General features: G+C 38.3%; 28 protein-coding genes and 1 tRNA gene. 9 read left to right on the top strand and 20 right to left on the bottom strand.

Annotated features, from left to right (window positions below):
- Positions 1-141: 141 nt before the first annotated feature.
- Positions 142-672 (top strand): hypothetical protein, encoded by a 531-nt coding sequence (locus tag B806_RS20190; protein WP_017385661.1) that lies wholly within the window; start codon positions 142-144, stop codon positions 670-672.
- Between the two features lie 59 nt (positions 673-731).
- Here B806_RS20190 and B806_RS0104365 read toward each other — a convergent pair whose 3' ends face one another.
- The 3 genes from B806_RS0104365 to B806_RS0104355 form a co-directional block, all read right to left on the bottom strand.
- Positions 732-2,105 (bottom strand): dihydrolipoyl dehydrogenase, encoded by a 1,374-nt coding sequence (locus tag B806_RS0104365; RefSeq protein ID WP_017385660.1) that lies wholly within the window; start codon positions 2,103-2,105, stop codon positions 732-734.
- A gap of 82 nt (positions 2,106-2,187) precedes the next feature.
- The gene (locus B806_RS0104360) at positions 2,188-3,384 is read right to left on the bottom strand and encodes a hypothetical protein (RefSeq protein ID WP_017385659.1); all 1,197 of its coding nucleotides are present in this window, start codon (positions 3,382-3,384) and stop codon (positions 2,188-2,190) included.
- Positions 3,385-3,747: 363 nt separating this feature from the next.
- Positions 3,748-4,083 carry a TIGR01244 family sulfur transferase gene (locus B806_RS0104355; RefSeq protein ID WP_002116083.1) on the bottom strand — a complete coding sequence of 112 codons (336 nt, stop codon included), beginning with the start codon at positions 4,081-4,083 and terminating at the stop codon, positions 3,748-3,750.
- A gap of 192 nt (positions 4,084-4,275) precedes the next feature.
- Between B806_RS0104355 and B806_RS0104350 the strand changes: the two genes are divergently transcribed.
- The 3 genes from B806_RS0104350 to B806_RS0104340 are packed head-to-tail and all read left to right on the top strand — an operon-like array spanning position 4,276 to position 6,028.
- Positions 4,276-5,172 (top strand): alpha/beta hydrolase, encoded by an 897-nt coding sequence (locus tag B806_RS0104350; RefSeq protein ID WP_005064153.1) that lies wholly within the window; start codon positions 4,276-4,278, stop codon positions 5,170-5,172.
- Complete coding sequence (trxC, locus tag B806_RS0104345) at positions 5,173-5,610, top strand: thioredoxin TrxC (protein ID WP_017385658.1); 438 nt, start codon at positions 5,173-5,175, stop codon at positions 5,608-5,610.
- A 1-nt stretch (position 5,611) separates the two neighbouring features.
- Positions 5,612-6,028 carry an acyl-CoA thioesterase gene (locus B806_RS0104340; RefSeq protein ID WP_002116010.1) on the top strand — a complete coding sequence of 139 codons (417 nt, stop codon included), beginning with the start codon at positions 5,612-5,614 and terminating at the stop codon, positions 6,026-6,028.
- Between the two features lie 70 nt (positions 6,029-6,098).
- On the opposite strand, the gene B806_RS0104335 is transcribed toward B806_RS0104340, so the two are convergent.
- From B806_RS0104335 to B806_RS0104325, 3 genes are all read right to left on the bottom strand, one after another.
- Positions 6,099-6,605: an ester cyclase gene (locus B806_RS0104335; RefSeq protein WP_017402663.1), complete on the bottom strand. Its 507-nt coding sequence runs from the start codon at positions 6,603-6,605 to the stop codon at positions 6,099-6,101.
- 75 nt (positions 6,606-6,680) lie between these two features.
- Positions 6,681-7,175 carry a DUF4442 domain-containing protein gene (locus B806_RS0104330; protein ID WP_014207651.1) on the bottom strand — a complete coding sequence of 165 codons (495 nt, stop codon included), beginning with the start codon at positions 7,173-7,175 and terminating at the stop codon, positions 6,681-6,683.
- A 34-nt stretch (positions 7,176-7,209) separates the two neighbouring features.
- Positions 7,210-7,698 carry a YajQ family cyclic di-GMP-binding protein gene (locus B806_RS0104325; RefSeq protein ID WP_002051423.1) on the bottom strand — a complete coding sequence of 163 codons (489 nt, stop codon included), beginning with the start codon at positions 7,696-7,698 and terminating at the stop codon, positions 7,210-7,212.
- Between the two features lie 91 nt (positions 7,699-7,789).
- Between B806_RS0104325 and B806_RS0104320 the strand changes: the two genes are divergently transcribed.
- A complete protein-coding gene (locus B806_RS0104320; RefSeq protein WP_002116171.1) occupies positions 7,790-8,104 on the top strand; it encodes a rhodanese-like domain-containing protein in 315 nt (104 codons plus the stop codon).
- A gap of 36 nt (positions 8,105-8,140) precedes the next feature.
- Here the strand turns inward: B806_RS0104320 and mnmC are convergent, their stop codons facing one another.
- The 4 genes from mnmC to B806_RS0104300 are packed head-to-tail and all read right to left on the bottom strand — an operon-like array spanning position 8,141 to position 11,465.
- Positions 8,141-10,015 carry an FAD-dependent 5-carboxymethylaminomethyl-2-thiouridine(34) oxidoreductase MnmC gene (gene mnmC / locus B806_RS0104315; protein WP_017402662.1) on the bottom strand — a complete coding sequence of 625 codons (1,875 nt, stop codon included), beginning with the start codon at positions 10,013-10,015 and terminating at the stop codon, positions 8,141-8,143.
- A 23-nt stretch (positions 10,016-10,038) separates the two neighbouring features.
- Positions 10,039-10,509: a hypothetical protein gene (locus tag B806_RS0104310; protein WP_017402661.1), complete on the bottom strand. Its 471-nt coding sequence runs from the start codon at positions 10,507-10,509 to the stop codon at positions 10,039-10,041.
- Positions 10,510-10,513: 4 nt separating this feature from the next.
- A complete protein-coding gene (locus tag B806_RS0104305) occupies positions 10,514-10,816 on the bottom strand; it encodes a YciI family protein (RefSeq protein ID WP_002116400.1) in 303 nt (100 codons plus the stop codon).
- A gap of 34 nt (positions 10,817-10,850) precedes the next feature.
- Positions 10,851-11,465 (bottom strand): septation protein IspZ, encoded by a 615-nt coding sequence (locus B806_RS0104300; RefSeq protein ID WP_017402660.1) that lies wholly within the window; start codon positions 11,463-11,465, stop codon positions 10,851-10,853.
- 44 nt (positions 11,466-11,509) lie between these two features.
- On the opposite strand from B806_RS0104300, the gene B806_RS0104295 reads away from it, so the two are divergent.
- Positions 11,510-12,361, top strand: a complete 852-nt coding sequence (locus tag B806_RS0104295; protein WP_017402659.1) for a PHP domain-containing protein — start codon at positions 11,510-11,512, stop codon at positions 12,359-12,361.
- 7 nt (positions 12,362-12,368) lie between these two features.
- Here B806_RS0104295 and B806_RS0104290 read toward each other — a convergent pair whose 3' ends face one another.
- Positions 12,369-13,280, bottom strand: a complete 912-nt coding sequence (locus tag B806_RS0104290) for a bestrophin family protein (protein ID WP_005064169.1) — start codon at positions 13,278-13,280, stop codon at positions 12,369-12,371.
- Between the two features lie 61 nt (positions 13,281-13,341).
- Complete coding sequence (radC, locus tag B806_RS0104285; RefSeq protein ID WP_079380924.1) at positions 13,342-14,061, bottom strand: DNA repair protein RadC; 720 nt, start codon at positions 14,059-14,061, stop codon at positions 13,342-13,344.
- A gap of 99 nt (positions 14,062-14,160) precedes the next feature.
- On the opposite strand from radC, the gene coaBC reads away from it, so the two are divergent.
- Positions 14,161-15,414 carry a bifunctional phosphopantothenoylcysteine decarboxylase/phosphopantothenate--cysteine ligase CoaBC gene (coaBC, locus tag B806_RS0104280; RefSeq protein WP_017402657.1) on the top strand — a complete coding sequence of 418 codons (1,254 nt, stop codon included), beginning with the start codon at positions 14,161-14,163 and terminating at the stop codon, positions 15,412-15,414.
- A gap of 66 nt (positions 15,415-15,480) precedes the next feature.
- Here coaBC and secF read toward each other — a convergent pair whose 3' ends face one another.
- The 8 genes from secF to queA form a co-directional block, all read right to left on the bottom strand.
- Entirely contained in the window at positions 15,481-16,446 is a 966-nt protein-coding gene (gene secF / locus B806_RS0104275) for a protein translocase subunit SecF (protein WP_005804728.1), read from the bottom strand.
- A gap of 8 nt (positions 16,447-16,454) precedes the next feature.
- Positions 16,455-18,356, bottom strand: coding sequence for a protein translocase subunit SecD (gene secD, locus B806_RS0104270; RefSeq protein ID WP_002116237.1), 1,902 nt, complete (start codon positions 18,354-18,356; stop codon positions 16,455-16,457).
- Between the two features lie 51 nt (positions 18,357-18,407).
- Entirely contained in the window at positions 18,408-18,737 is a 330-nt protein-coding gene (yajC, locus tag B806_RS0104265; protein WP_002116168.1) for a preprotein translocase subunit YajC, read from the bottom strand.
- A 97-nt stretch (positions 18,738-18,834) separates the two neighbouring features.
- A complete protein-coding gene (tgt, locus tag B806_RS0104260; protein ID WP_017402656.1) occupies positions 18,835-19,968 on the bottom strand; it encodes a tRNA guanosine(34) transglycosylase Tgt in 1,134 nt (377 codons plus the stop codon).
- 152 nt (positions 19,969-20,120) lie between these two features.
- Positions 20,121-20,690, bottom strand: coding sequence for a LemA family protein (locus B806_RS0104255; RefSeq protein ID WP_017402655.1), 570 nt, complete (start codon positions 20,688-20,690; stop codon positions 20,121-20,123).
- 85 nt (positions 20,691-20,775) lie between these two features.
- Complete coding sequence (locus B806_RS0104250; protein ID WP_017385649.1) at positions 20,776-21,804, bottom strand: hypothetical protein; 1,029 nt, start codon at positions 21,802-21,804, stop codon at positions 20,776-20,778.
- A 96-nt stretch (positions 21,805-21,900) separates the two neighbouring features.
- Positions 21,901-22,902 carry a hypothetical protein gene (locus B806_RS0104245; protein WP_017385648.1) on the bottom strand — a complete coding sequence of 334 codons (1,002 nt, stop codon included), beginning with the start codon at positions 22,900-22,902 and terminating at the stop codon, positions 21,901-21,903.
- Between the two features lie 85 nt (positions 22,903-22,987).
- Complete coding sequence (gene queA / locus B806_RS0104240; RefSeq protein WP_002116179.1) at positions 22,988-24,025, bottom strand: tRNA preQ1(34) S-adenosylmethionine ribosyltransferase-isomerase QueA; 1,038 nt, start codon at positions 24,023-24,025, stop codon at positions 22,988-22,990.
- Between the two features lie 182 nt (positions 24,026-24,207).
- Between queA and B806_RS0104235 the strand changes: the two genes are divergently transcribed.
- Positions 24,208-24,294, top strand: a tRNA-Leu gene (locus B806_RS0104235).
- A 524-nt stretch (positions 24,295-24,818) separates the two neighbouring features.
- Positions 24,819-26,090 carry a HAMP domain-containing sensor histidine kinase gene (locus B806_RS0104230; protein ID WP_017402654.1) on the top strand — a complete coding sequence of 424 codons (1,272 nt, stop codon included), beginning with the start codon at positions 24,819-24,821 and terminating at the stop codon, positions 26,088-26,090.
- Positions 26,091-26,141 lie beyond the last annotated feature (51 nt).

Raw genomic sequence — 26,141 nt, 5'->3', positions numbered from 1 at the left:
GCTCATTATTCTAAACACCCCCGTTCTAATGAATGGGGGTGTTTCTTTATTGGGAGAATATAAAATCTAAATCCCCGACTAACTTTAGAATGAATTATGATATAAATCACACTATTTAAAATGATAAAAAGAGTATTAATAATGAAATTTTCAGAATTTAAAATATTTTCCTTTATATTGTCTACAATACTCAGTTGTAGTTGTATATATGCTAATGAAACTGTGAAAAGTTTGTATAGTACAAAAGCTTTTTTAAATATTTGTGTAAGTTCTAGAGGAAATCCAGAATTAATAAATAAACAAGCAAAAAATATGGGATTTATCCAAATGCCTGATGAATATGCTGCACATTTTTTAAAAGATTATAATGGTCATGCATGGATGATAAGTTCCTCTGAAGGAAAATTTGTTATTACTCAACTCGATAATGGCGTATGTTCATTATTTATAAATAAAGGAAATTCAACTGAAATTCAGAAGAATTTAGAAAGCTGGCTACCTCCAGAATCTACGGGCCTAACTTATAAAAAAGAAGTATATAAAGATAAGAATTTGACCACAACAAATTATATTATTTCTAAAAATGGGAAGGCTTTAGAAATATGGATATATACTAGTTCATCAGAAAAGAATGCTTCATTAGTTGCGGTTATTTCCCATCAAATGAATTAATGAAAGCAAGTGGAAGTAGAAGAGCCAATTTAATTAATAAAGGACTCTCCTAAAATTGATTATTTCAGTTGTCTACGCGCATGCTTTAGAGCAGTTCGAAGGCCTTCTTCTAAAGTCGGGTGATAAAAGGGTTTCTCTAGAATATCATTTAGCGTTAATTCTTCACCGATTATCCAGCTTAATAAATGGGCCATATGTTCAGTTGCTTCTGTAAATAGCTCAGCACCTAGAAGCTTTTGGCTTTTTCGTTCTATATAAACTTCAATAGCACCTTTATTTTTTCCAAGAACTATAGCTCTTCCTTGTCGTTCATAAGAGGCTTCGCCTGTAATAAAATCTATACCTTCATCTTTTAATTGCTTATAACTTTGACCTACGATCGCCATTTCAGGATGACTAAAGACAATTCCTAATGGAGTAAGTGTCTTAACTGAGTTTATCTGCGGATAATTTAAGCAGTTATAAACAACTTTTTTACCTTCATGAGCTGCTTCATGTTGTAGTGGTGTTGAGGTGTAAGCGTCACCGACAACAAAAATTGGATATGTATCTAGCTGCTTAGTTTTAGCATTTACAGGTAATAACTTAATATCTTTGAATGAATTATCAATATTTTCTAGTTTTAAAGTATCAATTAAACTTGTACGGCCGGTTGCAGCTAAAACATATTCAACTTCGAGAGTTTTCTCTGTTTCATCAAATTGGTAAGTTAATACAGCGTTTTCCTTACTGCATTTAACTTCACTCGGTAAAGTCTCGAATAGAATTGTTAATTCTTTTCCTAGCTCTTTTTGAGCAAGCTGTTGAACTCTAGAACTAGTTAGGATTCCAATCCGTTTACTGCGAGCGAAGATTGTTGTTTCTACACCTAGACGATGCATAGCTTGTGCAATCTCAAGAGCGATTGCACCGCTACCAATTACAGCAATAGATTGAGGAAGTGTTTTTAACTCAAATATTTGGTCTGTTGTTATAAGCCGGTTTCCTAATTCTTGCTTCCAAATTTGATCATAATTAGGAGTTGAACCAACAGCCAGAATAAAACTTTTTGATTTATACTGTTTTCCGTTAACTTCTACAGTTTGTGCATCAATAAAATATGCTTTTCCAGAAATTTTATGCTCAGTCGGCCATTGATCTACATCTTTTAAAGTTGCTTGTGTAAATCTGTCACGTAAAGTTTGTACATGCTGCATTACTTGATCAGTATTAATATTTGCAGATACATCTAAAGCAACCTCTTGAGCATTTTGAATGTCAAACATACGGTTTGCTGTAGAGATGAGAACTTTACTTGGCATACAGCCTACACGGGCACAAGTGGTATCCCATGGTCCATCATTTATAATTAAAATATTGTTGGTATGTTTAACGGCTTCTTTGTATGCGCTAATACCAGCAGTACCTGCGCCAATGATAATAATATCGAACATTGTTATTAAGCTATTTTAATAGATATTTAGAATATATAGAAAAACCCTCTTAAACAGAGGGTTTTGTCCTAATTATTTAGCTTTAAAATGTAAATTTTTGCATAAAAGGTGTTTTTAGAGTTGTTGAAACAGTCCCATTTTGATTAATAGACTGACCTTCAATGCTTACCCCATTAATAACATGCTTAAAGTCTAATGTAGTTCCATTCAAGCTTTGTTTGAAAGTAAAAATATTTTGTCCTTCTAAATAAATACTGCCATTAAATTTCTGTGCATTCGTTGTTGGTGATTCATTTTCAACTCGGCTTCCTTCAAGGCTAGTAATACTTGGTAGGCTCAATATTTGGTGATTATTAGCCATTACTTTATATGTCGCATTGTTCGTATTACCAGGAGTTGAGTTCACAACAAATGAAATTGGCTCTGCAAAAGGGACATTAGGATTGTCATTAATGAGTACGTTGAAACCAGAACCACCTTGAACTACATAGAGATCACCATCAATTGATGTATTATCTTTATAAACACTCATTGCACCCGTGGTTACTTCTTTTTCAGTTGGTTGGCCAGTCTCTGGATCTTGAACTAGAGCGGTTGTCGTAATTTTATAATCACTTGTGGCAGCATTAATTAATACGAATCTTTTTTGCTTGGTTTGTTCAAGTCCCCATGACTGTTGGAAAGGATAAGCAAACGCACCTGTAATAGTTACATCTTGAAAGTTTTTATCATTATTTTCATTTTCAAAAATATAAATTCTGGTATTTGATTGATAATCCTGTAAGTTCGGAGATATATTGTCGTTTGACAGTTTAATGTTCTTCAAGTCGTCTGCTGTAATATCAAAATCCCAATCACTATAACCAGTGAGTAAAGTTTTAATTTCTTCACCTTTAAATACATAGCAGGCGCGGTAGTCTGTAGTACTCTTGATAAAACATTTATCTCGATAGTGGTCGGAGTACTTAGTAAGATCTACTTTTCGAATGTCTAAGGTTAACTTAAGTGGTCCTTGAGCGAAGGTATCTAGTGCATGATCAATATAACCTTTTGATAACTTTTCGTCGTTAAGAGCATAGGCACCAAATAGATATTTACCTTCTTGTTTTACATTATTTAAAACTGAGGTCGCTAACTCCTGATTTGGTGATGGAGTGGTTGGTGTTGTTGTAGAACCAGAATTTGAATTTTGATTATAGTAGCCATCATTGCCACCCCCACCACAAGCTGTCAAAAAAGCAGCCAAAGTAACTCCACATACTCCTTGAGTAAGTTTCATGATTATCCCCATTAAAATGATAAGTTATTTAAAATAATTTTTTAGGTTTATAAAATAACATATATTTCATGAGGTTGCTCATGATATTTATAGGCAGGGTAACTGATTAAATGCGTGTACCCATCGTTACCCCGACAGTAGGTTTTACTTGCATTGAGGAGCATGCGCTAACGATTAAACAGCTTAAAAGAACGAAAATAAATTTATTCATAGAAAATTAATAAATGAATCAAAAGATATAAATACTCTAAATTAATATTATTTTTAGTTCTGTTGAGTTCGTGCAGAGATATGCAAAATAATTTATCAAAACCCTACTTTAAAAAAGAAAATAGGGTTTTAAAGAGAATTAATTTCTTAAACTTAGTCGTCTAACAAATCCATTTGTTTCGCTAATTGATATAGATTATTTGAACGGTTTCCTGTGCGGCAGAACATCAGCACAGGTTTTGGCAATTCATTATAATGATTAGCAAAAGTACGTACATCTAGTTCAGTAATTTGTCCAGCTACAACAGGTTGATATACATAGTCTAAGCCTACCTGACGTGCAGCTTCTTCAATCTGAGCGCTTGTAGGTTGTTCTGGGCCGCCTTCCATATCTGGTCGGTTATTAATAATAGATTTAAATCCTTTTTCTACAACTTGGCCAACGTGTTCTGGACCAATTTGACCTGCGAAACCAACATTATCTGACATTTCGTCACTCCAAAATTTAACAAAACCTCTTATGCTGTATCATAGCATTAAGCTTAACCTGAGATACAAGACACTAAAACGTTGTTCCTACATAGATAAAACTTATGTCATAGAACAGCTCTAGATTTTTAAAAGGCGATCAGGATGTTTTTTGTAAATTCATTACTTCGACCATAATGCCACGGAGCACATATGCACGCTTATACGGTTGAGCCTTTATATGTTCCATGTGATCAGGAAATGATCGCAGCTGACTTTTATATTCCAAAAACAAATAATAAATCTGCGGTAATTATCATGGCGCATGGTTTTGCCGGATTGCGTCAATTTAAACTTATTCAGTATGCCCAGCGATTTGCTCAAGCAGGTTACGCTGTTATTTTATTTGATTACAGATATTGGGGTGGCAGTACTGGCAAGCCTAGAGAAATGGTCTCCATCAATTCACAATTAGAAGATTGGAAGACAGTGATTCAGTATGCTTCGACTTGTAAACTCGTAGATAACCGAAGGATTGTGCTTTGGGGAACTTCTTTAAGTGGGGGATATGCACTAAGCCTGGCTTCTGAGTTAAAGAATATTCAAGCGGTTTTAGTACAAATTCCTTATGTAGATGGCGCTGAAACTGCCAAGCTCTATCCTTTGCAGCGCTATCCCCAAGCATTAAAGCTATCGAGTCAGGATTATATGGGATCAAAGATGGGGCTTAATCCAAAGAGATTACCTGTTGTTGATCAACATAACCTATGTTTTATGCCTACGGCTGATAGTTATTACGGCTATTTATCGATTGTAAATCCTGATTATTATTGGAGTGGGGAAGTTCCTGCTCGTGTCTTTTTTAATCTGATGCGATACCGTCCAATCCAAGTTGTGCGCCAGATTAATATTCCTGTTTTATTTATTGCTGCTCAAAAAGATTCGCTTATTCCTATTGAGTCAAGCCGTGAAGCTGCGACAAATATTGCGCCTTTTGTGAGTTATCATGAATGGGATATGAAACATTTTGATATCTATCACGGTTCATGGTTTGAAAAAGCAGTGACAACCCAATTAGAATTTTTACATCAGCATATAGGAGTGATGTAAATGATTATTGTATGTGCATCGTGTGGTGCTAAAAACCGAGTTCCGGAAGAAAAACTTCCAGAGCAACCAAGCTGTGGGCAATGTCATCAGCCATTACTACCGCTTGCACCTATTGAGCTAAATGAGCAAAATTTTAGTAACTACATCACCAATAGTGATCTACCTATTCTTATAGACTTATGGGCAGAATGGTGTGGACCTTGTAAAATGATGGCTCCACATTTTGCGCAAGTCGCAAAACAGAATCCAGGCGTTATCTTTGCCAAGATTGATACCGAAGAATCTCCTCGCTTGAGCCAAGCTTTTCATGTGAGAAGTATTCCGACACTTGTCTTAATGAATAAAACGACAGAGGTCGCGCGTATTAGCGGTGCGTTACGTGCGCCTGAATTGCAACAGTGGCTCGATCAACAACTTCAAATGAATTTCGGGAGCTAAGGTGTCAGAAGCTTATACCAAACCAGAAGGAATTTTATCCTTACAAACGATTGCCATGCCAGCAGATACAAACTGGAGTGGTGATGTATTTGGTGGATGGATTGTGTCACAAATGGACTTGGCTGGAGCAATTCACGCAGAACGTTTCAGTCGTGGTCGCTGTGCTACGATTTCTATTAATCAAATGACCTTTTTGGTTCCGGTAAAAGTTGGCTTTGTCATTAGCTGCTATACCAAGATCTTAAAAGTTGGAAATACTTCTATTCAGATGCAAATTGAAGTTTGGGATAGTCATGATGACTCTCGTGAACCAATACGCATTACTGAAGGAGTCTTTACCTTTGTAGCAGTAGATGTAAAAGGTAATAAGCGTCAAATACCTGAAGAAGCGAAACAAAAGTTTTTGGAAACTCAATAAGAATCAGAAAGCCTGAATATTAGTATTCAGGCTTTAATCTTTATTCAAAAGAAAAATGAGTTTTTAGAAATTAAAACATCGTATTGGTATTTTTGCTTTGCTCAGGAATATTTTGTATCACATCCCAATGCTCTACGATTTTTCCATTTTCAACACGGAATATATCAACAATTGCTCTTCCTCGATCTTTTTCATTTTCAGTCGAATGGACATGTAAAACGACAAGATTGCCTTCAGCAATCGCACGTTTAATCTCATTTTTAGCTTGCGGATTCTTTTGGAATTTTTCAGTGAAGAAATTAACGAAAGGTGCTTTCCCATCTGGAACATTAGGATTGTGCTGAATGTATTGTTGACCAATATAGCGGTCTGCATATTCTTTAACTTTATGTTTTAAAAAGACACCTTCATAAAAGTCGGTCACTATTCTTTTGTTTTGAGCACTTACTTTATCAATAGCTTCTGATTTAGCCGAAGTTACTTTACTGGTTTTAATGCTGGGTTCAGTCGCGTGAGAACTTATAGTTGTAAATATTAAACTGGTAAATAAAGAGGAAAGAATTAATATTTTTTTCATTTTAACCTCAAGATACAAAATATTAGTTTTATATCTTGAGGTAAATAACCGTCTAAAAATACTTTAGATTAGTTATTATTTCTTACGTTTAGGTAACCATGCCCAGAGCATTTGGCATTGAATTGGTTCATTGCCTGCATCATCAATCACAGTAACAGGAATCACAAGTTCGCCTTTCTCATTATCTGCAATAAACTTTTGTTGTTCAACAGACAATGTTGCTGTAGCAGTCAAACCGCCTTCAACCACTTTTAAATAATCTACATGTAATGATTTGATTAATAAAATTCGATTATCGGGAATATGTAAACCGGTTAGAAAACCTGTTGCAGTTTCTGCTAAAAGAGCCATAGCCGCAGCGTGGACGCCTTTAATATGATTCTGCATATTTTTTTGGTTATCTAAACGGACAGTAACGTGGTTTGAGTCTACTTCCAGATAGCGGATATTTGCTGTACCCACCATTGGTACGATACGACCAAACGCCTTGCTCCAAAGCGTGCTCCGAATGCCTTTAGGGAATTTTGAAGTTGCTTTTACCAGTTTTGATAGACGGTTGGATTGAGACATGGGATTACCTTAGCTTTAAATGGCCGACAAGATATTAATCTTTAAAGTTATTAAACTGTAATGGCACACCGAATTGTTGTTCACGTAAAAAAGTCATGACTTGTTGTAAGGTGTCACGCTTTTTATCAGTCACACGAATTTTGTCGCCTTGAATAGAAGATTGCACTTTAACGCCACTTTCTTTAATGGCTTTATTAATTTTTTTTGCAGTATCAGAGTCAAGACCATCTTTAAGTTTAATGACTTGTACAAAGTTTTTGCCTGAAGCCGCAGCTTTTTGTGGATCAAGTGCTTGAACATCAATTTTACGTTTATAAAAATGATTTTCTAACATGTTATAAACTTGTTCACACTGGAAATCACTTTCGGTACTGATTTTGATTTCTTTATTTTTTTCATTTAATTCGATAGAAACATCGTGACCACGGAAGTCAAAGCGTGTTGCAATCTCTTTTTGTGTGTTTTGTACAGCATGATTAACTTCAAATAACTCTAATTCAGAGACAATATCGAAAGAAGGCATAGTTTAGACCTTTACAAAGTGAAAGAATATTTGAGATGCTAAGAGGGTTTTCTTCATTTGCCAAGTGTTGTTTACATCAAAGGAGTGCACAATGATCCGTAAACAAGAAATTACAACATTTGAATTCCCAGAAAATGCTGTTATCTGGGATGTCCGTGATACTAATGCTTATGCAGAAGGGCATGTTAAAGGTGCGGTGAATCGCCCAATTAATGATTTGAATGCTGATATTTTGAACCAGGTCTCTGCGGGTCAGCCGATTTATATTTTATGTGGTGGTGGTAGCAAAGCTCCTCGTGCAGCTGAGAAACTAGAAGGATTGGATGCCTCGCGTGAATATGTCGTGCTGATGGGCGGGACACGTGCAGCTCGTGATGCTGGCTTGCCTCTAGAGCAGGGCGCATAAAAAAAGCACCTTCGGGTGCTTTTTTATTGAAATGAATTATTGCGGTTTAAAATAAGGCTTTTTAGGTTTCACTTTCTTTTGGAACCGTTGAGGACTCAATTTTTGTAGTAAGCGGTCTGGTACTGGACAAGCTTCTCCTAATATTTGAGCAACTAAAATTTCACTGCACAGCGGGGCAAATAAGAAGCCTTTAGAGCCAAGCCCAGCAAAAGTAGCAATTCGGCTATTCTCCTGCATTTTTCCAACCAGAGGAAAATAATCTAAGCTTTGTGCCCGTATAGATGCACGCCCTTGCCATGTCGAAGGTGATGGTAACTTTTTAGCATATTCAGGGAATACACTGTGGATTAATTCAAAGTTATGCACATGGTCTTCGGGAAGTACATCTTGATCTTCACGATTTGGGTAGAAAGACGCACCCAAAATCATCTGTGAGGCATCAAGTTGCATGCAATAGCCGCCATAGCTATAAGCTTCATTTAAAGGCAGGGGAGCAAACGTATTATCAACCCAGCTCACTTGTCCACGTATTGGTTTTAACTGCGGATAGTTGTTAAATAAAGCAGCACTTTCTCGAGCACAGCACACAACGACATGATCTGCTTCTGCAATGATTTCATTGTCGGTTTGCAATTGAACGTTATTTTCAGTAGAAATAAGTGCTGTGACATGGGCAATTTTGAGATTGATACATGGATGCTGCAAAATTTCATCACGTAATTGATGTGGTGAAACGGAACCAGCCTCAGTTAGTAATATGCTTGAGTAATCAGTTTCAAGTGAGTTCGCTGAGTTAGTAACAACAGGAGCTGGATACTGATTTACCAAATCGAGAAGTTCTTCTGCATTTTTCAATGCAATTTGTTGAATTTGAAGTGGACGGAATGCATTAAAATTTTTATAAAAATTTAAAGCATGTTGCCAACTTAAGGTCATGAGGTGTTCATGACTTTGTTCAATTGGGCATAGTTTCGGATTAAGTAATGCCAAAGGGTTTCCAGAGGCACCCGATAATGCATTGTTTTGCTCGTATAAGGTCACTTGGTGGCCACGTGTTGCAAATGCCCACGCCGTGCTTAAACCTGCTACACCAGCCCCTATAATCGCAATATGCTGTTGCTCTGTAGCCAATGCGTGAGTTTGCCCTAATTCTGTGGAACCCTGATCAGATTCAGGCAGCTTCCAGACTGCTTTGAGCATTTCTCGTTTATGGCCAAAACCACGTGGACGAGAAATATCAATACCATGTGCTTTTAGTCCACGTTTTAGAATGCCAGCAACACTAAAAGAGGCAAATGTAGTGCCATAACCTGAAAGACGGACAATATTGTTTAAAACATTTTGTTCCCACATGTCTGGGTTGCAAGACGGTGCAAAGCCATCTAAAAACCAGGCATTCACAGCTTTAGTTTTAGCCATGCTTGGAAAAATTTCTTGCGCATCTCCAAGCCATAAATCGATGCTAAAACGTTCTTTAGGGAAAGTTAAACGATGACATCCGGCAATAGGCAGGGGATATTGTTCAATTAACTGCTCTGCAAGCGGTTTAAGTTCATCCCAGACATTTAAAGCGCGAATAAGATCAGCTTTACTTAATGGAAACTTTTCAACGCTAATTGCGTGTAAATGGCTTTGATTATTAGGGCGAACTTGTTGCCAAAGTTGCCAGAGTGCAAGAATATTTAAACCCGTACCAAAACCGGTTTCTCCTACACTGAAATATTCAAAATCTTTTAAATTGGTTAATCGTTCTGATAAGTCGTTACCATTTAGAAAAACATGTCGTGTTTCAAGTAGGCCATTATCTTTAGAGAAGTAGACATCACCAAATTGTTTAGAAATGGGAATCTCGATACCATCGACGAATTCCCAGTCCAGCTCTGCTGTTTGGATACGGTTTGATACGTTCATTGAGTTTAATAGATCGCTTGGTATTACCACTGGCGTCGACGTTTTGTATGAATATAACTAGCAATAAAGAAACCTAGCAATACACCACCCGCTAAGGTAACAGCGCCATATAAAAACATTTGCGCACTTCGTTCGCTTTGTAAGACTTGAACCTGAACAGAGAGATTATCATTTTTTAGCTGTAACTCTTGGTTCTGGGCCAATGCTTCAAGGTTGGCATGTTCTAGCTGTTTTAAGCGAGATGCTTGATCTTGAACTAAGGCTTTGATTTTTGCGTCTTGCAGTTGCTTGTTCTTTGCGAGTTGTTCTGCTGTAAGTGGTTGTGCTGCCGTCGCTGCTGTTTTGACTCCAGTTGCCGATGTTGGAGCTGGTTTAGCGGCTTGAGTTGAAGGCGCACTTGGGGAAAGAGTTGCTGGTGTCGCAGCAGGTTCAACTGCTCCAGCAGTTGAACATATCAAACACAAGCCAAGAAAGCTTTTGATTGCAAGCTGCATGCGATTACCCTTTTGGAAATGCTTTATTAAACGGTTTTACATCAACGTGAGCATAAATGCCTTCTTTAAGAAATGGTTCTTCTTTTAACCATTCATCTAATGCTTCGCGACTGTCGAATTCAACAATCATGGTGCTACCATAGAAGCCTGCTTGCGGATCATTAGGATCTTTTGGCATAGCACCCGCTGTAACAAGGCGGCCTTCATCATCGAGTTTTTGTAAGCGTTCGATATGCTGAGGGCGTACTGCCAAGCGTTTTTCTAAAGTTCCTTCGTTATCGGTACAGCTTAGAACAAAAAAAGGCATGTAATCGTATCTCTATAATCAATCTGGAAGCACTTTAAGCGTCTGGTGACTTAAAATGTTTGCGTAAAATAATGAACTGAATAATGATAAATGAAAACATCACGATCATGTCACCAAATGCAGTAAATTCGCCCCAATATTTTCCACCGTGAAATAAAAATGCGAAGAATACATGCAGACAAGACATCACGACAAACATCGCAGCCCAAGCGAAATTGAGATTTTTCCAACCTTTTTCACTCAAATCTAAAATAGGGTCAAATAAGCGTTGAATGAGTGGCTTACGGTCTTTACCAAACCAAGGTGAAACCAAGAATGCGCCTGCGAAAACTAAATTTAAAATCGCAGCTTTGAGACGAATATAGAAATCGTCACTTAACATGAGGGTGATACCACCAAAAATTACAGTCATAAACAATACAAACCACTGTTGTTTATCAAGACGGAATTTTTGGAAAACGAATAGGGCACCATATACCACAAGCATTGAAATAATTAAGCCAGTCGTCGCTACAAGAATATTATTATTATCGGCACCACCAGCAGACCCGATCAGTTTCAGTAAAGGATGATGGGTGTCAGTTGGATCAACTGTTTTATATAAATAGAAGAAAATAATTAATGGAACAAAGTCCAGAAGTGCTTTCATGTTAGAGTATCTGATCAGGTTTGGCGAATGGCATAGTATAAAAGATGCAAGGCATAGATTTACATACACATAGCAATATTTCTGATGGAACTTTGTCTCCAGAATTGCTGATGCAAGCTGCTATTGATGTGAACTTGCATACGTTGGCTTTGACTGACCACGATACAATGGATGGGTTGCAGCGTGCAAAAATTGCTGCACAAGGCCATGATTTAAATATTATTTCTGGTGCAGAGATTTCTAGTCAGTGGTCGCGCCCAACCACTAAGAAGAGTTATGGTGTACATATTGTTGCTTTAAATATGCAAGATGAAGCACCAATTTTAGAAGCATTAGAACAACAAAAAAGAATTAGAGCGCAAAGAGCTAAAGTGATTTGTGAGCTATTAGAAAAATGTATTGGTTTTCAGATTTATGATGATGTTCTTGCTAAAGTAGAAAATCAGGCGGATAGGGTAACAAGAACTCATATTGCTAAAACATTGGTCGAGAAAAATGTCGTGACTCGTCCTCAACAAGCATTTGATCGCTTCTTAAAAGAAGGAAAGCGTGCTTTTGTAAAGTTTGAAGGGTTAGGCTTAAAAGAAACCATTGATGTGATTCATCAAAGTAAAGGATTCGCAGTATTAGCACATCCGACCCGTTATGATTTATCTGCAACTAATGTTCGTTATTTAATTGAATTATTCGCGACATCAGGTGGAGATGCAATTGAGTTACCTCCACCAATGGAACCTCTATCTACCCGCCAGATGATTGATCGAATGATTGAACAATATCAGTTGGCAGTTTCAATTGGCAGTGATTTTCATGGTGAAAATATGCCATGGATTAAACTCGGAAATACACCTAAACCCAATGATAAGCAACAAGGAATTTGGGAGCGTTTTCTTTAATCGAGGTTTAGAGTAAGTTGTTATCTTGAGCTTGAATGGGTGGTGGGGTAGGTTTACCGAGCGTCCCTAATAGTTCAATCTCGATACTACGTACCATTGCATCTAGCGGTAAATCATTACTTTGAGTACCAAAAGGCTCTTCAATTTCAGAGCTTAGCGCATCTAGACCTAAAAATGTGTATGCCAAAATTCCGACGAGTAAAGGGGTTGCTAATCCAAGCAATGAACCCAGACTAAACGGCAACATAAAACAGAAAAAATAGACTGTGCGGTTAAGTAAAACTGAATAGGCAAATGGAATAGGTGTATTGGCAATTCGGTCACAGCCAGTTTGTACGACGCTTAAGTCGGCAACATTCTTATTCATTTGTGCATAAATGATGTCAGAAATTTCACCTTCTTTAAGAGCCTGCAACAATTCCCAGTGAATGAGACTGAGCGTGTACTGAGGGGCATTATTTTGTTGGTAGAGTTGAGTGAGTGCTTGCTGACTCATACCACTGGTTTGAATCAACTCAGTTGGGTTCGCCGTCTGACGACGTAAACGATCCCGTAATACATTAGCAAAAACAATAACATGTTGAATAACACGTTCACGGCGAGCTTGAGTTAAAATACGGCAGTCACGGTCAAAATGGCGTGAAGTTGCAATTAGAACACCCCATAATTTTCGGGCCTCCCACCAACGGTCATAACACGCAGTATTTTTAAATCCTAGGAAGATTGAAAGTACGACACCAATGAGAGTGAAGCCAACCAAAGGAATCTCTGGAAAGCGATAAAGATTGATGTACTCCACTCCACCAATGATTGCCGAGATCAGCATCACAACGCCTAGGGATGGCAAAATTTTAGGTAAAATTGTGCCTCGCCAAGAGAATAATACTTTGAAAATACTAGGCTGTTCCCGAACAATCATTTTATTTTAAACGTCGCTATTTTTGTTTTGATCTTCTAGGCTTAGTAGTACTTTGTCAATATCATTGAACTGATATTGTTGCTGGGTTGAGCAGTTGTTGTTCAGCAAAGGAAAAGCTCCCTTCTGGTGAGATAATAAAATGGTCAAGCAAACGAATTTCGACAAGCTGACAAGCCTGTTCGAGTTGCTGAGTTAAGGCAATATCTTCGGAAGACGGTTGTGGAGAACCAAATGGATGATTATGTGCAATAACGAGCTGGCAAGCATGTTGTTGTAAGGCGTAGCGTAGGGTTTGATTGACCGAAACTGCGCAATGCTGAACTGAACCAAAGAACAGCTTTTTAAAATGAAGCTTTCTTAATTCGGGATCTAGGCACAAAACAGCAAAGACTTCTTGTTTTTCGCCTTTTAATTCATAGCGCAGATAATCCAAAACTAAATCTGATGAATGAAGGCTGAGATTATTTGTCTGGAAGTGATGATCGAGATAACGCCGTCCGAGTTCTTTGACTGCCAGTAATTGTGAATATTTCGTTGCCCCAATGCCATTAAATTGAGTTAACTCACTAAATGAGGCATCAAACACTGCATTAAGATTACCGAAGTGCTGAATGAGTAAACGAGATAACTCGACTGCTGAATGTTGCCGTGAACCTGAGCGAAGAAAAATCGCGAGTAGCTCAGCATCTGATAAACTTTGTGGACCTTGTTGTAATAACCGTTCTCTTGGCCGTTCTTGTTCAGGCCAATTTTTAATAGAAGTATTCATATTCCCCAGCATTATTCGCTTAAAATTTTATTTTGTTTGCCCAATCAATCTTGGGTCTGCGCGTATTTAATGCTATTGTGAGCGCCACTGCAACAGAAAGGTATCCTGTTCGTGAGCTTTGATCTAAGTGTTATTCCTCATAAAAACATTGTTTTAGCTATTACTGGCGGAATTGCTGCCTATAAAAGTGCCATCTTAGTCCGCCGCCTCAAAGATTATGGCTTTGACGTGCGAGTGGTGATGACACATGGTGCTCAGGCATTTATTACACCACTAACTTTTCAGGCTCTTTCTGGTAATCCTGTTCATACTGAACTTCTAGACCCTGCGGCTGAAGCAGGTATGGGACATATTGAATTAGCGCGTTGGGCTGATTTATTACTAGTCGCACCTGCAAGCTGCGACACATTAGCTAAATTTGCGAATGGTTTAGCAGATGACTTACTCAGCACTGTGTTTTTGGCAACAAAATCTCCTGTTTGGGTAGCTCCAGCCATGAACCAGCAAATGTGGGCTGCTAAAGCAACTCAACGTAATTTGCAGACCTTGGTCCAAGATGGCGTGCATGTGATCATGCCGGATGCGGGTGAGCAGGCTTGTGGGGATGTCGGTTTAGGCCGTATGCCAGAGCCAGAAGAAATTGCTCGCCAAGTCGCTGGCTATTTCCATCAAGCTCAACGTGCCATCGCTGAGAAATTTGGACTGTTGGCAGGTAAGCGAGTAGTTATTACTGCTGGGCCGACACGTGAAGCGATTGACCCTGTTCGTTATATCTCAAACCATAGTACTGGCAAAATGGGCTTTGCTTTAGCCGCTGCTTGTTATGCTGCTGGTGCACAAGTGACTTTGATTGCTGGACCTGTAAGTTTAGATACGCCTAATGGTGTTCAACGTGTAAATGTTGCCTCAGCACGACAAATGCTTGACGTCAGTATGAGTTCACTAGAAACAGGCTGCGATATTTTTATTGCCACTGCCGCAGTCGCAGACTATCGCGTAGCAGAAGTTGCTGAGCATAAAATTAAAAAAGCAGGGGATGAGTTGAATGTTTCCCTTGTCAAAAATCCAGATATTGTGGCAACAATCGCAGGTCAGGAAAAACGTCCATTTATGGTGGGCTTTGCAGCCGAAACGCAAAATGTTGAAGAATATGCGGCAGGTAAACTCGTTGCTAAAAAATTAGACATGATTGCCTGCAATGATGTATCACGTGCAGATATTGGATTTGCTTCTGATGAGAATGCGATGACAGTTTTCTTTGCTGAAAGCTATCACATGAAAAAGCGTGAGTTGGAGAAAGCATCTAAACAGGAAATTTCTCAACAATTGGTTGAAGCTATTTCGGATGCATTACGCCGTAAATAATTTTTGAATCAAATAAAAAAACCGCGAATGAATCGCGGTTTTTTTATTTGTCTTGTTTTAGACAACTTAAGGAATTTCATCCTCAAATTCAGGCTTAACCTGAACAATGAAGTCTTGACGGTTAAGACCACGCCATAATGCAAATGCAGTACCGATATAAATCGAAGAATAAGTACCAACAAATACACCAACAAACATTGCCACAGAGAACCAGTGTAGACCATCACCACCTAAGAACATCATAGCTAGAACAACCAGCAATAACGTCATTGATGTATGAATGGTACGACGTAAAGTCTCAGTTAACGCAATATCGACGATTTCACGAGGAGTCGCACCGCGAATTTTACGGAAATTTTCACGAATACGGTCTGACACTACAATGTTATCGTTAAGCGAGAAACCAATAACAGCAAGTACCGCAGCTAACACTGTAAGGTCAAATGGCCATTGGAATAATGCAAAAGCACCAATAATAATGATGATGTCGTGGAATAAAGACATTACGGCACCCATCGCGAGTTTAAACTCAAAGCGAATGGTTACGTAGATCAACATTAAGATAAGTGCAAGTGCAACGGCACCAGCAGAACGGACATAGAGTTCATTACCAACTTGACCACCAACAGAGTCCACTTTATGAACTTCGGCAGCATTATTTGGTAACTGCACTGCTTTAGTAATCGCATTACTAAGGTCTTCAACCTTAACTTCTTGTACTGGCATGCGCACAAGTAAGTCTTTATTACTACCTAAGGTTTGTACTACAGCATCTTTAAAACCAGCTTTATCGAGTGCCTGAATAACTTCAGACTGATTGGCTGGTTGAGCATAGTTAAGCTCAGCTGAAACACCACCTGTAAAGTCCAAACCGAGGTTAAGACCTTTAGTCGCAATAAAGAAAATACTTGCCAAAGTAATAAGGATCGAGAAGATCGCTGCAGGTTTGGCAATCTTCATGAACGGGATGATTTTTGCATCATCCGGACGACCATATTGTTTTGAATCCTGTTGAGTCACTTTAGTCATCATCGATCTCCTTAAATGCTCAACTTTTTCAAATTACGGCGTTTACCATAAATGATTTGTACGATTGCACGAGTTACTGTAATTGCAGTAAACATCGAACAAATAATACCGATCATTAATGTCACGGCGAAACCTTTGATTGGGCCTGTACCAATTGCAAACAGAATGAATGCAACGAGGAACGTGGTTAAGTTCGAGTCAAAAATGGTGTTATAGGCTCGATCATAACCGGCCACAATGGCCTGTTTGGGTGAGGCCCCCCAGAGCATTTCTTCTCGGATACGCTCACATATCAATACGTTCGCATCGACCGCCATACCAATGGTAATAACGATACCGGCAATACCCGGTAAGGTGAGGGAAGCTCCAATCCATGACATCACGGTTAAAATCATTGCCAAGTTAAACACAAGAGCAAAGTTCGCGATTAAACCGAATACACGGAAGAAAACCACCATCCAGATTGCAACAAGCAAGAAGCCGATTTGAGTAGACAATACACCTTTATCAATGTTTTCTTGACCAAGGCTTGGACCTACTACACGCTCTTCAACAAAGTACATTGGCGCAGCCAAAGCACCAGCACGAAGCATTAATGCAAGTTCAGATGCTTCTTGAGGAGAACTTAAACCGGTAATACGGAAAGTCGAACCTAAAACAGCTTGAACTGTTGCAGCGTTAATGACTACAGACTCAGTATATGGCGTACGAACTTCTGTTTGTGCACCAGTTTTTGGATCTGTGACATAGTTAATTTTTTGCTTGTTCTCGATGAACAATACCGCCATGCGTTTACCAACTGCATTACGGGTTGCATCGGACATTAGCTTACCGCCAGCGCTGTCGAGCGTGATATTTACTTCGGCACCGCCAGAGTCCTGACTAAAGCCAGAGCTTGCATTTTGAACACGCTCACCAGTCAAGATTCGGTTACGTTGCAACAAGAGTTGACGGCCGCTATCTAAAGACTCATAAGCAAATACTTCTGTGCCCGGAGGTAAAGGTTGACCATTATATTTACCCGTATATGGATCGATATATTGATCATTTAAGTCAGAAACTAAACGGAATTCGAGGTTCGCAGTACGTCCTAAAACACGTTTAGCTTCAGCTGTATCTTGTACACCCGGTAATTCAACAACAATACGGTTGCTACCCTGACTTTGTACCAATGCTTCTGCAACACCAAGTTCGTTAATACGATTACGTAATGTTGTTAAGTTCTGATTTACCGCATATGACTGAATTTCTTGGCGACGTACATCGGTATAAGTAAGCTTTAAAGTAGAACCTGTAGAGCTTGCTAATGCCTGTTGGGTATATTCATTCCCATTACGACGTAAAAAATCCATTGCTGCATCACGGTCAGCATTGTCAGCAAATTGAACAGTGATCACATTATTCGTTAATGCAAGACTGTTAAATTTGATCTTGTTTTCACGGAACTGACGACGCAAATCGGTGGCAGAGGTTTCCATACGTTGGGCAACGGCTTTGTCCATATCTACTTCAAGCAAGAAGTGGACACCACCACGTAAGTCCAAACCAAGTTTCATTGGTTTTGCCCCAATCTTTTGCAGCCATTCCGGTGTGGTTGGTGCAAGGTTTAGGGCGACAACATATTCATCACCTAAGTCACGACGTAATACTTCTTTTGCCTTTAACTGTGCTTCAGATGAACTGACACGCAATAGGGCAGCATTATTTGTAAAAGTATTGTCATGGCTCGCAATATTTGCTGTTTTTAAAATTTGCTCTGCTTTTTTCACCACACTTTGATCAATTTGAGTACCAGCTTTGGCACCGGAAATTTGAACAGCGGGCTCATCCGGATATAGACTCGGCAGTGCGTATAATGTACTGATTACCAGAACAACCAGAATCAGTAAATATTTCCATGCAGGGTAACGCATTCGCTTTCTTCTTAAATGAAAAAGCCGTGCTAAAGCACGACTGTTTTATGATTAAAGGTTATTTAGAGTGCCTTCAGGTAATACTGAAATTACGCTGGCACGCTGAATTTTTACTTCTACACCACGGCTAAGTTCAACAACTGCATAGTCACCTTCAATTTTGGTTACTTTGCCCATTAAACCGCCAGCGAAAACAACTTCACTACCAACACCTAAGCTCTCGATCAAAGAACGGTGTTCTTTAGCACGTTTTGCTTGAGGGCGCCAAATTAAGAAATAAAAGATTGCAACGAATACGACAATCATCAAGATGTTTGGCAAAATACCATTAGTTGGGCCAGCTGCCGGTGCTGCATGAGCAGCAGAAATTAAAAAGCTCATTTTGATTTCCTAAAGTTAAAAATATGAGTCAGATAACTGACATAATCCTAATTCGTTTTGCAATTTACCCTGTCTTGAGGTTGAGCGCAAATCTGGCTTATTCATTAACCGGACATGGTGGAACTTCTAAACCACGACGGGCATAAAAGTCCTGAACAAATTCATCAAATGTGCCATTGTCTAATGCATCACGCATACCTTCAGTTAAACGTTGGTAATAACGTAAGTTATGAATAGTACCGAGCATAGATGCCAACATTTCTCCACATTTTTCAAGGTGGAATAGATAAGCACGGGTAAAGTTCTTACAAGTGTAGCAATCGCAATGTGGATCGAGTGGACTCTGGTCATGGCGATATTTACTATTACGAATACGTACCAGACCATCAGTGACAAAATAATGACCGTTTCGCGCATTACGAGTCGGCATTACACAGTCAAACATATCGACACCACGGCGCACCGCTTCAACGATATCTTCTGGTTTACCAACGCCCATCAAATAACGGGGTTTGTCATGCGGCATTTTATTTGGTAGATAATCTAAAACTTTGATCATCTCTTCTTTAGGTTCACCTACCGATAAACCGCCAATTGCATAACCGTCAAAGCCGATTTCTAAAAGGCCATTTAAAGACTCATCGCGTAAGTCTTCATACATGCCACCTTGAATAATGCCAAATAATGCATTGTGATTCTTGAGCTCATCATGATGATGAGTTTTACAACGTTTTGCCCAGCGTAAAGAAAGCTGCAATGATTTTTGAGCTTCTTCATGTGTCGCAGGGTAAGGTGTACATTCATCAAAAATCATCACGATGTCAGAGTTCAAGACCTGCTGAATTTCCATAGAAATTTCAGGTGATAAAAATACTTTTGAACCATCAATCGGTGAGCGGAAAGTAACACCTTCCTCTTTGATTTTGCGCATTGCGCCAAGACTAAAAACCTGGAAACCGCCAGAATCAGTCAAAATTGGCTTATTCCATTTAATAAAGTCATGTAAACCGCCGTGTTCTTTAATCACTTCAAGACCCGGACGCAAATATAGATGGAACGTATTTCCTAAAATAATTTGTGCCTGAATATCTTCGATGTCACGAGGTAACATGCCTTTGACTGTGCCGTAAGTCCCCACTGGCATAAAAACAGGTGTTTCAACAACACCATGTTCTAAAGTTAAACGACCACGACGGGCGCGCCCCGACTGACCTAATTTTTCAAACTTCATCTAAAAATCCTGAACACGAGCAGAGGCGAAGAAACAGTTCGCTGCTAAAAAGAGAGCTATTTTCCTTGATTCTGCGACGTAGTTCTACTACTAAATGTAGCTGGTTATAAAATAGATAAATTTCCGATAGTTTAGAGACTCTTTTCTTCCTATTAAAAATTAGGTTTATAGTCAAAATTTTCATTAACAAGATTATCTCTAAAAGGGCGAATCGCTTTCTTGGATAAAGTTAAGGTGTTAATGAGATTATTAGGGAATACTTCAATCTGGTTGTTGAATAGCTCGACATTACGGTTAAAAATGCTAATTGCTGCACCAACATTTTCATTTTGTTCCTGAATATCATCCATCATTTTGCTATACAGCGAATCAGCTTTAAGCTCTGGATAATTTTCAACAACAACGGTTAAGCTTCGAATAAGCTCTTGGCTCATTTTCTCGATCTGTTGTAGCTGAGAAATATCAGTGTTATTCACATTTAAATTAAGAATTTGTTGACGTAATTGAGTAACCTTTTCTAATGTCGATTTTTCAAATTGAGTATATTGATTGAGTGTTGATTCGAGAGATTCCAAGGTCTTTACTTTTTGACGCTCGAAATTGGCAACTTCAGCCCAAGCTCTTTTAGTCGCATTAAAGTAACGTACGATGGTGTTACGGATGTGAACGCCCCAGACAATCAGTACGACGAAAATCCCCAAGAAAATAAATAAACCTGTCATTTTCACTCCTCTTATTTTTGTTCCCTCACCGAGCCTTTTAACTTCTTATTTTTTGATAAGTTGCCAGTTCAGCGCTACGAGAGATTTATTTAATTAAATTAAGCATTAATTGCTGAAATTTTTCATATTTCGGCATAGTCATGGTACGCAAGTGTCCACGTAATGTTGAAATATCCTGTATTTCACTTTGCTTGCTGGTGGTCTGAAAAAGATCTTGTTCACCGAGATAACACAAAATTTGCTCTTCATGATGATAAATTAAATCACCTTTAAAGTGTTGAAAAAAATCATGAAGTTTTAAAGTTATGCTTGGGCTAACTTCTTTAGCTAATTGGTGTTGGGCAGTACCAAAAATGTTGAGCTTTTGGTTAATCAGGATATCAGTGCTTTGCCATTCAGTTAAGTAAGGTGCAAAAAAGCGAGAACGTTGGTTACTTACAGCAATACCTAATGCAGGCATTTGAAATATAAAAGCGCCCCATAGATCTCTAGGGATCTCTTTAACTATTTTTTTGTCACTATCCTGATTTTGAAGAATGGGTAAATTATTTACATAGTGATATTTGAACAGCAGAACTTGATGTTCCGTAATTCCATCATCCCACGTAGTCGAAGCAAACTGAGTAATTTCGTTAGATTCATTACCCCGATTAAACAGTGGAAAGTGTTGCTTTAATTTGCTTAAGACTAAAATTGGTTGAGATTGAATAGGAAGATAGGCCGGTAACTGTTGTAACCGTAATCTATAACGTAAAGTGGTGATACGTTCTTCTAAATAGTGAATGACTTCGCTTAGAGGTTTTTGCGGTTCATAGAGCAAATAGGCCAGAAAACCAGTTAAAAATGCCCATAAGAGGCTCAAAATATATTGAATATGAGGATGAAAAAAGTATCCAAATAATAAAGTCGTAATACTGCAAATACCTAACAAATATGGCAATACATTAACAAAACGAAGGTTAGGATCTTCACGCCATGGATGTAACGCATTTAAAAGCTCTTGATCTGTTTGTGACTTTTGTCCAGCATCCCAAAGTCGAGCAATATTGCGCAAAACCTGTGTATTTTTCTTACGTCTTATATGCAGAGCTTCTTGTAAGGTATCAATTGGCATGGAAGTAATGAGGTCATTATCATAAAGTACTATTTTTAGATTATCTTTTAAATTGAATGAGATAAATAGAAATAAGTTCTAAATAAATAATTACTTTTATGATTTTGGTATTTGAGTTTCATTAATGAAATGCTGCAATTTATTTGCAAATTGCTCAAACTCTGGCATTGAAAGAGTTTCAAGGCATTCACCAAGCTCGCGTACACTAGCGCCATATAAGCTTTGTTGCCGTAAAAGATTTACATTACAGAGCCAACATAATGCAGATGTTTCAGGGTGTACATAAAAATCCCCTTGAAAATCTTCCAACATTTTTTCTAATAATAACAAACGGTCTGGGCTTAGAAATTTTACTAAATTCAACTCATTAATTCCGCTTTGTTGGTACTTTTGATTAAAACGGATATCACTTGATTCCCAAGCTACTCCTAAGCGACAAGCTTTTTTCTGTTTACTTGAAATACTGACTCCGCGAACTGGAAAATTCTCCAAAATGACGCCGTATAAATTATAGCTAACATCTTTTAGTTCCCATTTACCTTTTGAATTATAGGCCATCTCTCGATTGACATAATGGTATCTAAAGATTTTATAGGGGTGAATTGTTTCTCTTACTTGCCACTTGCCGTGTATTGCAGTTAAAACTGAATTTTGTTGATTGCCTAACTTAAACAAAGGAAAGTCTGAAGCGGATGTTCCTTCTTTAGGTAGGTTATCTTCAGTTGCAAATTTGAAATTATATTTATGTTCATAATAATAAACTTGGATATCTTGAAGTAGGCAAATCAGTTCGGCCGTTGATGCTCTATGATAAAAACCATAAAATATCGCAAGAATGGCAAAAAGGAAGAAGTAAATCGAGATTAAAAAGCCTAAGGCCATACAAACTAAGGCGAAAATTGTAGCATTCCAAAAAATATAATTTCGAATATCAAGTTGTTGGGTGCCTGTCCAATTTTTTAATGAATAAACAAGAATATCAGGTGGTAATTGCTGATTAAGTAAATTTCTTAATGCCTCAATATTTCTTAAAGTAATTTTGTTATGTGTATTTTGATTGTCAAAAACACTTTGAATTTTTTTAAAAAGCAGTTTCATAAATTTTATTATTAGTCGAAATTGTAGTTGGGTCAGCTGGATTAAACTTTAAATGAGCTTATAAAATTTAACCCAGCTTTAATTTTTAAACTTCTAACTTATCAATCAGCATTGCATCGCCATAGCTAAAGAAACGATAGCGGCTTTTAACTGCATGTTCGTAGGCAGCTAAAATGTTGTCTCGATTTGATAGCGCTGATACCAACATGAGCAGGGTAGACTCTGGTAAATGGAAGTTGGTAATTAAACGGTCTACGATGCAGAACTCATAACCTGGATAGATAAAGATTTGTGTGTCGCCCGTCCAAGCTGCAATTTTACCGCCATGAGCTTGAGCTGCACTTTCTAAAGCACGTGTCGCAGTTGTACCAATGGCAATCACTTTATTGCCGCGTGCTTTAGTCGCCAAAATTAAATCAATAGTTTCTTGAGGAACATCACACCATTCACTGTGCATGACATGATTGGTAATGTCATCAGTACGAACAGGCATAAAGGTGCCAGCACCGACATGTAAAGTCACAAAAGATTTTTGAACATTTTTTTGCTCTAACTTTGCTAGTAACTCTTCGTCAAAGTGCAAGCTTGCAGTAGGAGCGGCAACACTGGCAATTTTTTCGGGATTATGGAAAACCGTTTGATAGCGTTCAGTATCAATTTCTTCTGCTTCACGGTTAAAGTAAGGCGGAATAGGCAACTGACCATATTGCTCAAGTACAGGCAAGATGGGCTGTGAAAACTCAACCACAAATAAATTTTCGTGACGTCCACGCACAATCACTGGAATATTATCTGCACCGACAAAAAGCTCGGCACCTGCTTTAGGTGAGTTACTCGATTTGATATGACAATACGCTGTGGTGTGGTTCAGCATACGCTCAACCAAAATCTCAATAGCACCGCCTGTAGAGCGTTTTCCTTTAAGTCGAGCTTTCATGACCTTGGTGTCATTAAGCACCAACAAATCACCTTCTTCGAACAGATCGATAATGTCTGTGAACATGTGATCATGATATTGACCCTTTGAATCTAGGTGCAACAACCGCGAAGCACTACGTGATTCGAGAGGGTAACGGGCAATGAGTTCATCAGGTAATTCAAAGGAAAAGTCAGACAGTTGCATATTTGAGAAAAAACACCGCAAAAATTGGGCCTAGTATAAACTTTTTCGCTTTTTTATGGCTGTGCTTCTGACCTAAATCATGAAAAATGTTTAAATGATCTAAAAGTGAACGATAATATTCACTTAGGGTTTGACAAGTTTTACAAACGCGCTAATATACGCAACACAAACATACTTCCTCTCCCGAGGTGGTGAAATTGGTAGACGCGGCGGACTCAAAATCCGCTGTCAGAGATGACGTGTCGGTTCGAGTCCGACCCTCGGGACCATATTCAGAATCGTAAGATTCTACGAAAACCCCTAAGTTAACGGCTTAGGGGTTTTTTGTTGGGTATAAAAAAGTGTATAGAGCTTAAGAAATTATGAAGTGATTATTTGATCCAGAGGGTCGGACTCGAATTTCTAGCTATAAATTTAGAGCTTATAAAAATCTTTCATTTTTTTAGCTCAAGAAGTTCTTGTTTAAATACCAAACATCTTTGATAAAAGCGAAACTGAGTAAGAATCTAAGCTCTTATTCAAAATAATATTTTTTGACCATCTTTTACGAGTATTCTGAACTCGCATTTCTAACATCTTACAACTCTTTACCTTCAAACATTTGTTGTATTTTCCTCAATCATACCCACTTTATGTATCTGAAAACCTTTAATTGAAACTTCACATTTCTATTTTGAAAAGAACGTTGCTCTTTTAATGTACTGTGTTAAAGTTTGTAGTAGATCATAATGATTATAAGTACATTTCTTGAGAGCGGTTCCGACCAAAAACGACATAATCTGTGAGGCGGGCAATGACATTCCAACGTTTAGAACTAAATCAGGTTGAGCAGTTAAGTGCTTGTAGGATATCTCTGTTGCTTGGATTAAATGCCGAGCAGAACTACATCGAGCAATTTTTCCGGTTTAGTCTTCGTCTTTTGAGTTGTAAAAAAGCCTTATTGACTTTTAATCAGGAACCCTACTTTTGGCACCGTTGCCCTGAAGGCATGACAGCCATTTCGTTTAAGCCATCGAAGCATTTAAAACAGTGCTTCGCCAAACAACAGATCATTAATCACTTACATCCTTCATATCAAAATTTAATCAACTATTTAAAAGAATTAAATATTGAGTGCAGCAGGGCACTGGCCGTGCATCTTTTACACCCTGATAAAACCTCGGTGGGCTTTGCTGTCTTTTTTGATGACGATGCGGCAACATTTGAAGATGACGATATTCAATTACTGCTCGATTACTGTTCTACTTTTATGCAACAAGTCGAGTTGAAGTTTAACTATGAAGAGTTAAACGAGCTCTATGAACAACAGGTAGCGATTAATTCGAGTAAGACAAAATTTTTCTCGATTATCTCACATGACTTACGGGCACCGTTTCATGGATTGCTTGGATTTTCTGAAGTACTTGCCAAAGAGCGTGAAACTTTAGATGAATCTAGTATTCAAAATATTGCAGATTATTTATACGACACCTCACAATCGACCTATAACTTACTTGAAAGCTTACTGACATGGGCGATGGCAGAGGGTGGGCGTTTTGTTTATCACCCAATTAACTTTAAGCTTAGACAAGTCAGCAATATCGTTTGCGATGTACTACACACTTTAGCTTTAAAGAAAAATATTGAACTGGTTAATGGTGTTCCAGATGATTTAAACATCTACGCCGATATCAATATGATGACTTCCGTGATTCAAAACTTGGTGTCAAATGCGCTGAAATTTACCGACGTTGATGGATCGGGCAAAGTCTTTATTGAAGCCAGGCAAGCGGATGCAAATGTAGAAATTACTGTTCGAGACACCGGTCTGGGTATGACCGAGCAACAAATGGCAAATTTATTCCATCCACGAATTACCGCTAGTTTTAAAGGCACTGCAGGGGAAAAAGGTGCTGGCTTAGGTTTGAGTCTTTGCAAGCGTTTTGTTGAGATTAATCAGGGACAAATTACTGTTAGCTCCAAAGAAGGGGTAGGAACGACATTTAAGGTTCTATTACCTTCAGCTCAAGAAAGTCATGAGGTGCATACCGAACATCATTCTTCATCAGAAGCAAAATTAGTCTAATACCTTTTCCTAACACTACTCGAACTGCTATAACTAAAAACAGAGTACGAG

Source organism: Acinetobacter sp. TG2027 (assembly GCF_000302435.1).
GTDB classification, from domain to species: Bacteria; Pseudomonadota; Gammaproteobacteria; order Pseudomonadales; family Moraxellaceae; genus Acinetobacter; species Acinetobacter pittii.
The sequence above is the reverse complement of the archived record's forward strand: the minus strand, read 5'-3'. Positions and strand labels throughout refer to the sequence as shown.